The organism is Burkholderia sp. F1 (assembly GCF_050813845.1).
In the GTDB taxonomy this organism is placed as follows: domain Bacteria; phylum Pseudomonadota; class Gammaproteobacteria; order Burkholderiales; family Burkholderiaceae; genus Burkholderia; species Burkholderia ubonensis.
The window spans coordinates 775,452-788,205 of sequence record NZ_CP172422.1; the positions used below are offsets into that span (position 1 = coordinate 775,452).

The window sequence follows — 12,754 nt, forward strand, 5'->3', positions numbered from 1 at the left end:
CGCCCCTCTTTCAATCTCAGTGGAGAACAACGACATGGGCTTGCTTGATTCATGGTTCGAGCGCTCGGCGCGCGGCGTCGCGCAACGCAGCTCGCGGCGCAGCGCGATGGCGACGCTCGGCAAGGTGCTGCTCGGCACGTCGATGCTGCCGCTGCTGCCGGTCGATCGCACCGCGTATGCGGCCGAAGCCGCATCGGGCGCCGCCGCCTCGGGCGCCAGCGACGATCCGATGAGCTGCGACTACTGGAAGTACTGCGCGATCGACGGGTGGCTCTGCAGCTGCTGCGGCGGCACGTCGAGCAGCTGCCCGCCCGGCACGACGCCGTCGCCGATCACGTGGATCGGCACCTGCCGCAATCCGCACGACGGCTCCGACTACATCGTGTCGTACAACGATTGCTGCGGCAAGACATCGTGCGGCAAGTGCTTCTGCAATCGCAACGAGCGCGAGAAGCCGCTGTACAAGCTGTCGCTCAACAACGACATCAACTGGTGCATGGCGAACGGCAATTCGAATTACCACTGCTCGGTTTCGGTCCTGCTTGGAGCGGCAAAGCAATGAACGTGAAGCATGCTGGAAAGATCCTCGCCGTCTGCATGACGGCAGCCGCATCGTTTGCGGCGCCGGGCCTCGCCCACGCGCAGCAGGCCGCGCATTACCCGGCGGGCAAGGGCCTGTTCGACGCGCAGTGCGCTGTGTGCCATCAGGCGGGTGGCAAGGGCCAGGACGGTCTCGCGCCGCCGCTCACGGAGTATCCGGGCAAGTACGCGATGGCCGCGCAGGGGCGTGCGCAGCTCGTGGCGACGCTGCTGCACGGGATGTTCGGCGAGATCAAGGTGCACGACAAAAGCTACAACTTCAAGATGCCGTCGTTCGCCGGCGCGAGTGACGACGATATCGCACAAGTGCTCAATTACGTCGTGTTCGACCTGAACGCGCAGCACGGCGACGCGAAGCCGTTCACGCCGGCCGACATCCGCGCGGCGCGCGCGCAGGCACTGGACGGCGCGGCCGTCCATGCGCAGCGTGCGGTCGTGACGAAGACGCTCGGCCTATGAAAGCCGGCCGCGCATCCCGCCGGATCGCGCTGCTGCTGGTCGCGTGGGCCGCGGCCGGCGGCGCGCCGCCGGCCGCCCACGCGGAGGGCGCCGCCGACGCGGCGCTCGCGCGACAGCACTGGGTGCTCAACTGCATGGGCTGTCACACGGCGACGGGCGGCGGCATTGCGGGCAAGGTGCCGCCGCTGTCGAATTCGCTCGGCTACTTCACGCATCTGCCGGCGGGCCGCGACTACGTGATGCGGGTGCCGGGCGCGTCGAATTCGGCGCTGTCGGACCAGGCGCTTGCCGACGTGCTCAACTGGATTCTCACGACGATGAACCGCGATGCGCTGCCGCGCGACTTCAAGCCCTACACGGCCGCCGAAGTTGCCGCGCACCGCCGTCCCGCGTTGTCCGACGTCGCGACCGCGCGCGCCGGCCTGGTCCGCGCGTTGCGCGAACGCGGGATCGACGGCGTCGCGGAGCACTACTGACTTTCCCCGATCAAGGACAGGAACATGGAGACAAACGACACCTTCCCGCTGCTCGACGCGACGCGCGCGTTTCTCGCGAAGCCGAAGCAGATGCTGATCGGCGCGGAGTGGGCCGACGCGCTGTTGGGCCGCACGCTCGACGTCGTAAACCCTGCCGACGGCGCCGTGCTGACGCGCGTGCCCGAAGCGGACGAACACGACGTGCAGCAGGCGGTCGCGGCTGCGCGCCGCGCGTTCGACGCAGGCCCGTGGCGCACCGCGAAAACGACCGAGCGCGAGCGCCTGCTGCTTGCGCTCGCCGATCTCGTCGAAGCGAACGCGCGCGAGCTCGCCGAGATCGAAGCGCTCGACAACGGCAAGCCGGTGACGGTCGCGCAGGGGCTCGACGTGTCGATGGCCGCGCAGTGCTTCCGCTACATGGCCGGCTGGGCGACGAAGATCGAGGGCAGCGTGGTCGACCCGGGCATCCCGTACCTGCCCGGCAGCGAAGTGTTTGCCTACACGCGCAAGGAGCCGGTGGGCGTGGTCGGCGCGATCATTCCGTGGAATTTCCCGCTGCTGATGGCCGCGTGGAAACTCGCGCCCGCGCTCGCGACCGGCTGCACCGTCGTGCTGAAGCCCGCGGAGGACACGCCGCTCAGCGCGCTGCGTCTCGGCGAGCTGATCCGGGAAGCCGGCTTTCCGGACGGCGTCGTCAATATCGTCACCGGCTACGGTCACACGGCCGGCGCGGCGCTGTCGCGCGATCCGCGCATCGACAAGATCGCGTTCACCGGCTCGACGCAGACGGGCAAGACGATCGGGCACGCGGCGCTCGACAACATGACGCGCATGTCGCTGGAACTCGGCGGCAAGTCGCCCGTGATCGTGCTGCCTGACGTCGACCTCGACAAGGCCGCGCAAGGCGTCGCGAACGCGATCTTCTTCAACCAGGGGCAGGTGTGCACGGCGGGCTCGCGCGCGTACGTGCACGCGAAGGTGTTCGACGACGTGCTCGAGCGCGTCGCACGGATCGCCGCAAGCCTGAAGATCGGCCCCGGCATGGACCCGTCGACGCAGATCGGCCCGCTCGTGTCCGCGAAGCAGCGCGACCGCGTGTGCGGCTATCTCGACTCGGGCTTCAACGAAGGCGCGCGCGCCGTGGCGGGCGGCAAGGCGATCGACGGACCGGGCTTCTTCGTCGAGCCGACCGTGCTGGTCGATACGGATCACGCGATGCGCGTCGTGCGCGAGGAGATCTTCGGGCCGGTGCTCGTCGCGATGCCGTTCGATAGCGTCGACACCGCCGTGCGGCTCGCGAACGACACGCCTTACGGCCTCGGCGCGAGCATCTGGTCGAACGACCTGTCGGCGATTCACAAGCTGGTGCCGCGCCTGGCGGCAGGCACGGTGTGGGTCAACTGCCATTCGCTGCTCGACAACGCGATGCCGTTCGGCGGCATGAAGCAATCGGGTTTCGGCCGCGAACTCGGACGCGCCGTGATCGACCAGTACACGGAGAGCAAGTCGGTGATGATGAACTTCGCGTAGGCGCGCGCGTTGCCGCGAAGCGGACAGGACTACTCAGGGGGAGACAACCGATGAAGCATCGGAGGACGACGCCGCGCAGGATCGCGGCGGCGGTGGCGGCGCTCGCCGCCGCGCAGGGCGCGCACGCGCTGAGCAGCGTCACGCTGTACGGCGACATCGACGCGGGCATCACGTACACGAACAACCAGCAAGCGACGCGCGCCGACGGCAGCGTGCGCGGCGGGCGCAACCTGCAGATGTCGGGCGGCAATCTCGCGCCGCCGCGCGTCGGGCTGACCGGCAGGGAGGACGTCGGCGGCGGGACGGCCGTGACGTTCAAGGTCGAGAACAGCTTTTACTCGAACAACGGCAACTTCGTGCAGCCCGGCGCGCTGTTCAACCAGAACGCGTGGGTCGGCGTCGCCAACGAGCGCTACGGCACGCTGACGCTCGGCCGTCAGTTCGATTCGTACACGACGGCGCTCGCGCCGTTCGCATCGAGCCTCATGTGGGCGACGCTGTACGGCTCGCATATCGGCGACGTCGACAACCTGAACGCGGCGCTCAATCTGAATGACGCGGTGCAATACGCGAGTCCCACGATCGCGGGGTTTTCGGTGAGCGGAACGTATTCGCTGGGCGGCGTCGCGGGAGACTTCGCGCGCAAGCGCGGGTGGGCGGTGTCCGCGAGCTACAGCGACGCGCCGTTCTCGTTCGCCGTCGGCACGCTCGACCTGAACCATCCGCTCGACGCGGCGCTCGGCGGCGAACAGGGCTATATCGGCGAATTCGCGTGTTCGAACCCGGCGGCGATGTACTGCGAGCTGCAGAACGCGCGCACGCTGAAGGTGTTCGGCGCGGGCGGCTCTTACACGATCGGGCCTGCCGTCGTCGGCGTCGTCTATACGCACACGACGCTCGCCGACAGCCTGTATTTCGCCGATGCCGCGCATCCGCACGGCGCCGACGCGCGTTTCGACATCGTCGAGGTCAACACGACTTTCGCGGTCTCGCCCGAGCTGTCGCTGGGCGCGGCGTACATCTACAACGCGATGAAGACCGACGCGAGCGGCTCGCCGAAATTCCATCAGGTCAACCTCGGCGCGACCTACAACCTGTCGAAGCGGACCTTGCTGTATACGGTCGGCGTGTTCCAGAAAGCGGCCGGGCACGGGATCGGCGCCGATCCGGCGACGGGCCGGGCCGCGAACTACGCGCAGATTCCGAATCTGCCGAATTCGGCGAACGACCGGCAACTGTCGGTGACGGTGGGGGTGAAGCACAACTTCTGAAGACGGCGCGCGCTTGATGGTTGCGCGTCGATCCCCTTTCAGGCGCCTCATCAGCGACGCACCGGGACAAGCCTCCACCCGCACGAACCCGCCCAAAAACCCCGTCCGACAAGGAGGCCACCCGATCTAGTGGTTTCTCCGCATAGTCGCATCCAGTCAAGAAAATGTCGCCGGCGGTCGCCTTTCGTCGAATATGGCTCGTTACTTTTGAGTCCACGATGCAGGCCGGGACGCATCCCGCACACCCGCTGCTTGCTGAGTCGAACCGGGAGGGAACCATGAAGTCGAGAACGATCGCCGCGCTCGGCGCGGCTTTGCTGGCGGCGGGTGTGTGGTCGACCGCGGCGCAGGCCGAAACGGACCCCGCGACCTGCCGCACCGTGCGCTTCGCCGACATCGGCTGGACCGACATCACGTCGACGACCGCGATGGCGTCGGCGGTGTTCGAAGCGCTCGGCTACAAGCCGACGACGACGATCGCGTCGGTGCCGATCTCGTTCGCGGGGCTGAAGAGCAAGCAGCTCGACGTGTCGCTCGGCTACTGGTGGCCCGTGCAGCAGAAGCAGCTCCAGCCGTTCCTCGACAGCAAGTCGATCAACGTCGTCGAGCCGCCGAACCTGTCCGGCGCGAAGGCGACGCTCGCGGTGCCGAGCTACGCCTACCAGGCCGGCCTGAAGACGTTCGACGACATCGCGAAGCATCGCGCGGAGCTCGACGGCAAGATCTACGGGATCGAGCCGGGCAGCAGCGCGAACGCGACGATCCAGAAGATGATCGACACGAACCAGTACGGGCTCGGCGGCTTCAAGCTCGTCGAATCGAGCGAGGCCGGGATGCTCGTCACCGTCGAGCGCGCGATCCGCGACAAGAAGTGGGTCGTGTTCCTCGGCTGGGAGCCGCATCCGATGAACATCCAGATCAGCATGAACTACCTGTCGGGCGGCGACGCGGCGTTCGGCCCGAACTACGGCGAAGCGCGCGTCTACACGCTGACCGCGCCCGACTTCATCGCGCGCTGCCCGAACGCGGGCAAGCTCGTCGCGAACCTGCGCTTTTCCACGCAACTGGAAAACCAGCTGATGCAGGCGGTGATGAACAAGACCAAGCCGGCCGAGGCCGCGAAGGCGTACCTGAAGAAGAATCCGCAGGTGCTCGATCCGTGGCTCGCAGGCGTGAAGACGTTCGACGGCAAGGACGGCCTGCCGGCGGTGAAGGCGTATCTCGGCCTGTGACGGCCGCGGCGCGCAGCGACGATCCACGATACAACCCGAACACAACGAGGCAATCAAGATGAATCACGAAGTCATCGTGACGTGCGCCGTCACCGGCGCCGGCGATACGGTCGGCAGGCATCCGGCGATTCCGGTCACGCCGAAGGAGATCGCGGCCGCCGCGATCGAGGCGGCGAAGGCCGGCGCGACGGTCGCGCACTGCCATGTGCGCGATCCGCAGACGGGGCGCGGCAGCCGCGACCCGCGCCTGTATCGCGAGGTGGTCGACCGGATCCGCTCGGCGGACGTCGACGTCATCATCAACCTGACGGCCGGCATGGGCGGCGATCTCGAGATCGGCCCCGGCGAGGACCCGATGCGCTTCGGCCGGGGCACCGACCTCGTCGGCGGGCTCACGCGGCTCGTGCACGTCGAGGAGCTGCTGCCGGAGATTTGCACGCTCGATTGCGGCACGCTGAATTTCGGCGACGGCGACTACATCTATGTGTCGACGCCCGCGCAGCTGCGCGCCGGCGCGAAGCGCATCCAGGAGCTCGGCGTGAAGCCGGAACTGGAGATCTTCGACACCGGGCATCTGTGGTTCGCGAAGCAGCTGCTGAAGGAAGGGCTGCTCGACGATCCGCCGCTGTTCCAGCTGTGCCTCGGCATCCCGTGGGGCGCGCCGGCCGATACCGGCACGATGAAGGCGATGGTCGACAACCTGCCGCCCGGCGCGCACTGGGCCGGCTTCGGGATCGGCCGCATGCAGATGCCGATGGTCGCGCAGGCGATGCTGCTCGGCGGCCACGTGCGGGTCGGCCTCGAGGACAACCTGTGGCTCGATCGCGGCGTGCATGCGAGCAACGGCACGCTCGTCGAGCGCGCGCGCGACATCGTCGAGCGCCTCGGCGGCCGCGTGCTGACGCCCGCCGAAGGGCGCCGCAAGCTCGGCCTGCCGGCGCGCGGCGAACGGCTGCTCGAACGCCGCGCAATCGCCGAGTTCGCCTGACCTTTCCATTGCAGGACGGCGGCGGCTTCGACGCGAAGACCGCCGTCGCACTTCACCCGATTTCAAGGATGCGTTTGACATGGCAGTGATCACCGACATCAAGACCTTCGCCGCGATCGGCACCGGCGTGATCGGCAGCGGGTGGGTCGCCCGCGCGCTCGCGCACGGCCTCGACGTGGTCGTATGGGATCCCGCGCTCGGCGCGGAACATCAGCTGCGCGCGAACGTCGCGAACGCGTGGCCCGCGCTCGAACGCGTCGGCCTCGCGCCGGGCGCCTCTCCCGCGCGCCTGCGCTTCGTCGCCACGATCGAGGAATGCGTCGCCGACGCCGACTTCATCCAGGAAAGCGCGCCCGAGCGCGAAGCGCTGAAGCTCGAACTGCACGAGCAGATCAGCCGCGCGGCGAAGCCGGACGCGATCATTGCATCGTCGACGTCCGGCCTCTTGCCGACGGATTTCTACGCACGCGCGTCGCACCCGGAGCGCTGCGTCGTCGGCCATCCGTTCAATCCGGTGTACCTGCTGCCGCTCGTCGAGGTGCTCGGCGGCGCGCGCACCGCGCCCGAAGCGGTCGACGCCGCGATGGAGATCTACCGCAAGCTCGGCATGCGGCCGCTGCACGTGCGCAAGGAAGTGCCCGGCTTCATCGCGGACCGGCTGCTCGAAGCGCTGTGGCGCGAGGCGCTGCATCTCGTCGACGAAGGCGTCGCGACGACCGGGGAGATCGACGACGCGATCCGCTTCGGCGCGGGCATCCGCTGGTCGTTCATGGGCACGTTCCTGACCTACACGCTCGCGGGCGGCGACGCGGGCATGCGACACTTCATGCAGCAGTTCGGCCCGGCGCTCGAATTGCCGTGGACGAAGCTCGTCGCGCCGCGGCTGACCGACGCGCTGATCGACCGCGTGGTCGACGGCACGGCCGAGCAGCAGGGCGCGCGCAGCATCAAGGAACTCGAGCGCTATCGCGACGAGTGCATCACCGAAGTGCTGCGCGCGATCGCCGCGGTGAAGGCGCGGCACGGAATGCGATTCGAGGACTAGACAATGACGACCGGCGATACCCCGCTGACGATATACCGCGACGTCGTGCGGCCCGAATGGGTCGATTACAACGGACACCTGCGCGATGCGTTCTACCTTCTGATCTTCAGCTTCGCGACCGATGCGCTGCTGGACCGGATCGGTCTCGACGATGCGGCGCGCACGTCGCGGGGGCGCTCGGTCTACACGCTCGAGGCGCACGTCAACTATCTGCACGAGATCAAGGAGGGCACCCGCGTGCGCGTCGACGCGCGCGTGGTCGCGCACGACGCGAAGCGGCTGCATCTGTATCTGGAGCTGTTCGCCGACGGGCGCGACGACGCGGTATCGGCGAGCGAGCAGATGCTGCTGCACGTCGATACGCGCGACGGCCCGAAGTCGGCGCCGTTCGACGACGACGTCGCCGCGCAGGTCGCCGCGCTGCACGCGTCGCAGCGCGATTGCCCGCCGCCCGCTTATGCGGGGCGCGTGATCGGCTTGCCGTCACGCCGTTAGCGCGGCGCGCGAACAATGCTCGAAACGGAAATCGCGGCGTTCGTCGCGGCGGTCGATGCGTGGTATCCGGCCGATGCGGCCACGCGTTCGCCGGCGGAGCAGCGGCGCATCTACGAACGTTTCGCGGCGGCGTGGACGCCTGCCGGGCTGCCGCCGGGAATCGTGCAGGACGACGGCGCGTGGCGCATGCCGGACGGCCGCGTCATTGCACTGCGCCGCTACCGTCACGCGCACGCGGCGCCGCGCGGCACCGTGCTGTTCTTTCACGGCGGCGGTTTCGTCGTCGGCTCGCTCGACAGTCATGCGCTGATCACCGCGCGTCTTGCGGCCGACACGGGGCTCGCGGTGATCGCGGTCGATTACCGGCTTGCGCCCGAGTATCCGGCGCCGGCCGCGCTCGACGATTGCGTTGCCGTCGCGCGCGCGGCGCTGGCGGAGCGGTTGCCGTTCGGGCCGTGCGCGCGGCCGCTGACGCTCGCGGGCGACAGCGCGGGCGGCATGCTCGCCGCGGCCGTCGCGACGGCGCTGCGCGATGCGGGGGAGGGGGGCATCGACGGCGTCGCGCTCGTCTACCCGATGCTGGGCTTCGAGCCGCAGCAGCCGGCGCGCGATACCGAAGCGCATGCGCCGATGCTGACGCTCGACGACGTCTGCCGCTATCGTGCGCTGTACTGGAACGGCCGGGTGGACGCGGCCGCGCCGCTCGATGCCGCGCGCTTCGACGGGTTGCCGCCGGTGCTCGCGATCGGCGCGGAGCACGACCCGCTGCGCGACGATGCGCGGGTCTACGTCGAGCGGATTCGCGCGGCAGGCGGCGCCGCGCGTTTCTGGTTGGGAACGGGGCTGGTGCACGGCTGCTGGCGCGCGCTCGACACGAGCCCGCAGGCGGCGCGGATGCACCGGATGGTCGGCGATTTCCTGCGCGCGCCGTGCGCGTAGCGTTCGATTCGAGGAGGCAACGATGCAGGCAGCACCATCGCGTATCGAGGACTGGCGGACGTTTCCCACCGACGTGACGATCGCGGCCGCGACGCTCGGCGACGGGCTGGTGAGCGTCGCGTGGAGCGACGGACGCCGCTCGCCGTTTCACTTCGACTGGCTGCGCGACACCTGTTCGTGTCCGGCTTGCGTGCATGCGCAGACCCGCGAGCAGGTGTTCGAGATCGTCGACGCGCCCGACGCGCTCGCGGTGCGCGGCGTGCAGGTGGGCCACGACGGCGCGCTGCACGTCGAATGGCGCGACGGCCACCGCAGCGCGTGGTCGCCCGGCTGGCTCCGTGCGCACGCCTACGACGACGCATCGCGCGCCGAGCGTCACGCGGCGCAGGGCCGCCATGTGTGGACCGGCGACGATCCGGACGCGATCGCGGTATTCGCGTGGCGCGACGTGATGCACGACGACGCGGCGTTGCGCGCGTGGCTCGGCGCGCTGCAGCGCACGGGGCTGACGCTGGTCGAGGGCGTGCCGCCCGAACGCGGGCGGGTCGACGAGATCGCGCGCCGGGTCGGGCTGGTGCGCGAGACCAATTTCGGCGCGCTGTTCGACGTCGAGTCGAAACCGCGTCCGGACAGCAATGCGTACACGTCGATCAACCTGCCGCCGCATACCGACCTGCCGACCCGCGAATTGCAGCCGGGCGTGCAGTTCCTGCATTGCCTCGCGAACGACGCGACGGGCGGCGACAGCATTTTCATCGACGGCTTCGAGCTCGCCGACGCGCTGCGCGACGCATACCCGGACGATTTCGCGCTGCTCGCGGCGACGCCGTTCGAGTTCTGGAACAAGAGCGCGGCCAGCGACTATCGCTGCGCGGCGCCGGTGATCGGGCTGAACGCGCGCCGCGAGGTGATCGAGGTGCGCCACGCGAATTTCCTGCGCGGGCCGGTCGACGCACCGGCCGCGTCGATGCCGGCGATCTACCGTGCGTACCGGCGCTTTCTCGCGCTGGCGCGCGAGCCGCGTTTTCGCGTGCGGCGGCGGCTGCGCGCGGGCGACATGTGGGCGTTCGACAACCGGCGGGTGCTGCATGCGCGCACCGAGTTCGATCCGTCGACCGGACGCCGGCACCTTCAGGGCTGCTACGTCGATCGCGACGAACTGCTGTCGCGGTGGCGGGTGCTGTCGCGCACGGCGACGCCCGCGGCATGAGCTTTCGCGCCAGCGAAAAAGCGCCCGGACGCGGGGCGCCCGGGCGAAGCCACCTGTTGCCAGGCGGCGGAGGTATGTCGTTCACAAAAAAGACGAGCCCTGTTCAAGGGCTCGTCCGGATACGGATTGCGCGAAGCGCGGCGCCCGCACCGGGCGCGTCGGCTTACTGGCCGAAGAAGATCGAGTCGCGCGGGTTCGACGACGTCGCGGTGGCCGGGCTGCCTGCGCGGACGACCGGCGCGGCTTGCGCGCCGTAGCCGCTGTTGTCGGCGCCATGCACGCGCGCTTCGGCCGTCTGGATGTCTTGCGGGTAGTACGGGCTCGACACGCCCGGCTTGTAACCGGCCTTCTCGAGCTGGACCAGCTCGTCGCGCACTTGCGCGCGGGTCACGGTGCTTTGCGCGAATGCGCCGAACGAAGCGGACAGGGCGGTAGCGGCAACGACTGCAGTGATGAGCGATTTCATGATGACCTCCGATGTTTTATTGAGTGTCGCGTTCGACTCGATGTCTTAAGCGATTGATGAAATCTTAGTCACCGCGAGCTACAGGGTAAACGCTGATTTTCGCTAAAGATTGTTTACTGAGCGGTAAAAATAAAGCGTTGGAACACGCTTTCAATGAGCTTTCATTTCAAGAGATGCAACAAGCTTGGCGAAAATGCGCCTGTGTTCAGCGAGCATCGGGCGCGGTGGTGGCGCCGCCGCGCGGCCGCGGCGCGGCGCAGTTCGCGCGCGGTTCCGCGCTGAGGAAGTGCACGCCCGTAACGGCTTCCGACGTCTGCCACAGCAGTGCCGCCGCGCCGGCGTCGCGCGCCGCGTGCGGCACGCCCGCCGGCGCCGGCAGGCCGCGCGCGCCGAACCAGCCGGACGGCCCGACGTAGGCGCCGCCCGCGAGATCGGGCGCCGTGGCCGCGAAGATCGCGGGCAGCGCGCCCATGTCGGCGGGCTGCGCGAGATAGCGGTTCGCGACGCGCATCAGCGCGGCGCGACAGCGCGCGCGGTCCATCTCGGGACCCGCGAACTGCAGGTTGGTCGCCGCATAGCCGGGGTGCGCGGCGACGCTGATGCCCGCCAGCGCCGCGCGCTCGAAACGGTGCTGCAGCTCGATCGCGAACATCAGGTTGGCGAGCTTGCTGTCGCAATACGCGAGATAACGGTTGTAGCGCCGCTCGGCGCGCAGGTCGTCGAGCCGGAGCCGGCCGCCTCGGGCGAAGCCGCTCGACATCGTCACGACGCGCGCGCGGCGGGCGGCCTGCAGCATCGGCAGCAGCCGGCCGGTCAGCGCGAAATGGCCGAGGTGGTTCGTGCCGAACTGCATCTCGAACCCGTCGCGGGTATGCCGCAGCGGCAGGAACATCACGCCGGCGTTGTTGCAGAGGAGGTTGACGCGGCCGTGGCGGTCGCCGATGCCGGCGGCGAAGCGTTCGATCGATGCAAGGTCGGCCAGGTCGAGCGCGGCGACTTCGACGCGCGCATCAGGATGGAGCGCGCGGATCGCGCCGGCCGCCGCCGCGCCGCGCGCGGCGTCGCGGCAGCCCATCACGACCAGCGCACCCTTCGCGGCGAGCGTCTCCGCCAGTTGCCAGCCCAGGCCGCTGTTGGCGCCGGTTATGACCGCGACCTTGCCGCCTTGCGCCGGGACGTGGCGCGCGCTCCATGCATGCATGTCTGCCTCCGTCGGTTCGGCGGCAGCAAGATATGCCGCGCCGCGCAATTTTTACATTGTGTAATGTAACGGAAATGCGCGGCTGCGGGACAGACAAGCGGGGGAAATAGACCAGCGCTTCTAACGCCGGATCAGGGGGGTTACTTGCCGCCGGCCAGGGCGAGCACTTCGGCGGCGGAGATCATCGCGCCGGCGTTCGCGGGCGCCGGGCGTTCGGCGGGACGAAACACTTCGTCGCCGCGCTGGATCACCTGGCGCGACAGGGCGCAGGTGCCGGTGCGTTGCGCGAAGCGGCGGCGCCAGCGCTGTTCGCCGTAATGGCAGCGGCCGGGTTCGACCCAGCGGACGACGAGCAGCGTATCGGAACGTTCGAGGATTTCGACGTGAACGTCAGCGGGATCGAGCGCAGGCAGGGATTTGGGGGACTTCATTTGCCGTTTCCTAATGCTCGTGCGGCATCGGCGCCGGCAGTGGATGGCACTGGCCAAGGTCGATTCCGTAGCGGTTTCCAGTAGTGGTGCGCTAAATGTAAGCGTCTGTGACCGGAAAAAACATCCTGCTTCGTTCAAATTACCTTTTGCCGATTTAGAAACAATCGGCATGCATTGTCATGGGAAATCGTTGACAAAAGCGCCCCGGACCGGAGTCCGGGGCGGAAAAGCGGGTTGCGTCGCCTCGTCTGCTCGCTCAGACGGGGGCTGCGCCGCGCAGGACGGAGTACCCGCGACGATAGTCGGCGGGCGAAAAACGCGGCGTCGCCAGCAGCGCGACCCGGCATCGACATGATCGCGCGGCGCGCCCGTTGCGACGCTGACGCGAACATGACGTTTCTGACAGGTTGA

The 12,754-nt window shown here is 68.7% G+C and carries 14 protein-coding genes; 11 read left to right on the forward strand and 3 right to left on the reverse strand.

Annotated elements, in window-relative coordinates; translation table 11 throughout:
- Nucleotides 1-34: 34 nt before the first annotated feature.
- The 11 genes from ACFIMZ_RS22525 (at nucleotide 35) to ACFIMZ_RS22575 (ending at nucleotide 10,245) form a co-directional block, all read left to right on the forward strand.
- The gene (locus tag ACFIMZ_RS22525) at nucleotides 35-562 is read left to right on the forward strand and encodes a methylamine dehydrogenase light chain (RefSeq protein ID WP_431824525.1); all 528 of its coding nucleotides are present in this window, start codon (nucleotides 35-37) and stop codon (nucleotides 560-562) included.
- Entirely contained in the window at nucleotides 559-1,059 is a 501-nt protein-coding gene (locus ACFIMZ_RS22530; RefSeq protein WP_431824526.1) for a c-type cytochrome, read from the forward strand. The genes ACFIMZ_RS22525 and ACFIMZ_RS22530 overlap by 4 nt, the downstream gene beginning before the upstream one ends.
- Nucleotides 1,056-1,535, forward strand: a complete 480-nt coding sequence (locus ACFIMZ_RS22535; RefSeq protein ID WP_431824527.1) for a c-type cytochrome — start codon at nucleotides 1,056-1,058, stop codon at nucleotides 1,533-1,535. Before ACFIMZ_RS22530 ends, ACFIMZ_RS22535 begins: the two co-directional genes overlap by 4 nt.
- Before the next feature lie 24 nt (nucleotides 1,536-1,559).
- Complete coding sequence (locus ACFIMZ_RS22540; protein WP_431824528.1) at nucleotides 1,560-3,065, forward strand: aldehyde dehydrogenase family protein; 1,506 nt, start codon at nucleotides 1,560-1,562, stop codon at nucleotides 3,063-3,065.
- A 50-nt stretch (nucleotides 3,066-3,115) separates the two neighbouring features.
- Nucleotides 3,116-4,336 (forward strand): porin, encoded by a 1,221-nt coding sequence (locus ACFIMZ_RS22545; protein ID WP_431824529.1) that lies wholly within the window; start codon nucleotides 3,116-3,118, stop codon nucleotides 4,334-4,336.
- A 278-nt stretch (nucleotides 4,337-4,614) separates the two neighbouring features.
- Entirely contained in the window at nucleotides 4,615-5,568 is a 954-nt protein-coding gene (locus tag ACFIMZ_RS22550; protein WP_431824530.1) for a choline ABC transporter substrate-binding protein, read from the forward strand.
- Between the two features lie 58 nt (nucleotides 5,569-5,626).
- The gene (locus tag ACFIMZ_RS22555; RefSeq protein ID WP_431824531.1) at nucleotides 5,627-6,556 is read left to right on the forward strand and encodes a 3-keto-5-aminohexanoate cleavage protein; all 930 of its coding nucleotides are present in this window, start codon (nucleotides 5,627-5,629) and stop codon (nucleotides 6,554-6,556) included.
- A gap of 79 nt (nucleotides 6,557-6,635) precedes the next feature.
- Entirely contained in the window at nucleotides 6,636-7,601 is a 966-nt protein-coding gene (locus tag ACFIMZ_RS22560) for an L-carnitine dehydrogenase (protein WP_431824532.1), read from the forward strand.
- Nucleotides 7,602-7,604: 3 nt separating this feature from the next.
- The gene (locus ACFIMZ_RS22565; RefSeq protein ID WP_431824533.1) at nucleotides 7,605-8,096 is read left to right on the forward strand and encodes a thioesterase family protein; all 492 of its coding nucleotides are present in this window, start codon (nucleotides 7,605-7,607) and stop codon (nucleotides 8,094-8,096) included.
- A 15-nt stretch (nucleotides 8,097-8,111) separates the two neighbouring features.
- Nucleotides 8,112-9,035, forward strand: coding sequence for an alpha/beta hydrolase (locus tag ACFIMZ_RS22570; protein ID WP_431824534.1), 924 nt, complete (start codon nucleotides 8,112-8,114; stop codon nucleotides 9,033-9,035).
- A gap of 22 nt (nucleotides 9,036-9,057) precedes the next feature.
- Nucleotides 9,058-10,245 carry a TauD/TfdA family dioxygenase gene (locus ACFIMZ_RS22575; RefSeq protein ID WP_431824535.1) on the forward strand — a complete coding sequence of 396 codons (1,188 nt, stop codon included), beginning with the start codon at nucleotides 9,058-9,060 and terminating at the stop codon, nucleotides 10,243-10,245.
- Nucleotides 10,246-10,408: 163 nt separating this feature from the next.
- On the opposite strand, the gene ACFIMZ_RS22580 is transcribed toward ACFIMZ_RS22575, so the two are convergent.
- From ACFIMZ_RS22580 to ACFIMZ_RS22590, 3 genes are all read right to left on the reverse strand, one after another.
- A complete protein-coding gene (locus tag ACFIMZ_RS22580) occupies nucleotides 10,409-10,711 on the reverse strand; it encodes a DUF4148 domain-containing protein (RefSeq protein ID WP_059588975.1) in 303 nt (100 codons plus the stop codon).
- Nucleotides 10,712-10,916: 205 nt separating this feature from the next.
- On the reverse strand, nucleotides 10,917-11,912 hold the full coding sequence (locus ACFIMZ_RS22585; RefSeq protein WP_431824536.1) for an oxidoreductase: 996 nt from the start codon (nucleotides 11,910-11,912) through the stop codon (nucleotides 10,917-10,919).
- Nucleotides 11,913-12,052: 140 nt separating this feature from the next.
- Entirely contained in the window at nucleotides 12,053-12,343 is a 291-nt protein-coding gene (locus tag ACFIMZ_RS22590) for a DUF3331 domain-containing protein (protein WP_431824537.1), read from the reverse strand.
- Nucleotides 12,344-12,754: the final 411 nt, after the last annotated feature.

Excerpts from the sequence above, each read along its gene's own strand:
- ACFIMZ_RS22540 (WP_431824528.1), top strand. The coding sequence starts at position 1,560 with ATGGAGACAAACGACACCTTCCCGCTGCTCGACGCGACGCGCGCGTTT.
- ACFIMZ_RS22575 (WP_431824535.1), top strand. The coding sequence starts at position 9,058 with ATGCAGGCAGCACCATCGCGTATCGAGGACTGGCGGACGTTTCCCACC.
- ACFIMZ_RS22580 (WP_059588975.1), bottom strand. The coding sequence starts at position 10,711 with ATGAAATCGCTCATCACTGCAGTCGTTGCCGCTACCGCCCTGTCCGCT.
- ACFIMZ_RS22570 (WP_431824534.1), top strand. The coding sequence starts at position 8,112 with ATGCTCGAAACGGAAATCGCGGCGTTCGTCGCGGCGGTCGATGCGTGG.
- ACFIMZ_RS22590 (WP_431824537.1), bottom strand. The coding sequence starts at position 12,343 with ATGAAGTCCCCCAAATCCCTGCCTGCGCTCGATCCCGCTGACGTTCAC.
- ACFIMZ_RS22545 (WP_431824529.1), top strand. The coding sequence starts at position 3,116 with ATGAAGCATCGGAGGACGACGCCGCGCAGGATCGCGGCGGCGGTGGCG.
- ACFIMZ_RS22585 (WP_431824536.1), bottom strand. The coding sequence starts at position 11,912 with ATGCATGCATGGAGCGCGCGCCACGTCCCGGCGCAAGGCGGCAAGGTC.
- ACFIMZ_RS22555 (WP_431824531.1), top strand. The coding sequence starts at position 5,627 with ATGAATCACGAAGTCATCGTGACGTGCGCCGTCACCGGCGCCGGCGAT.
- ACFIMZ_RS22525 (WP_431824525.1), top strand. The coding sequence starts at position 35 with ATGGGCTTGCTTGATTCATGGTTCGAGCGCTCGGCGCGCGGCGTCGCG.
- ACFIMZ_RS22535 (WP_431824527.1), top strand. The coding sequence starts at position 1,056 with ATGAAAGCCGGCCGCGCATCCCGCCGGATCGCGCTGCTGCTGGTCGCG.
- ACFIMZ_RS22565 (WP_431824533.1), top strand. The coding sequence starts at position 7,605 with ATGACGACCGGCGATACCCCGCTGACGATATACCGCGACGTCGTGCGG.
- ACFIMZ_RS22560 (WP_431824532.1), top strand. The coding sequence starts at position 6,636 with ATGGCAGTGATCACCGACATCAAGACCTTCGCCGCGATCGGCACCGGC.
- ACFIMZ_RS22530 (WP_431824526.1), top strand. The coding sequence starts at position 559 with ATGAACGTGAAGCATGCTGGAAAGATCCTCGCCGTCTGCATGACGGCA.
- ACFIMZ_RS22550 (WP_431824530.1), top strand. The coding sequence starts at position 4,615 with ATGAAGTCGAGAACGATCGCCGCGCTCGGCGCGGCTTTGCTGGCGGCG.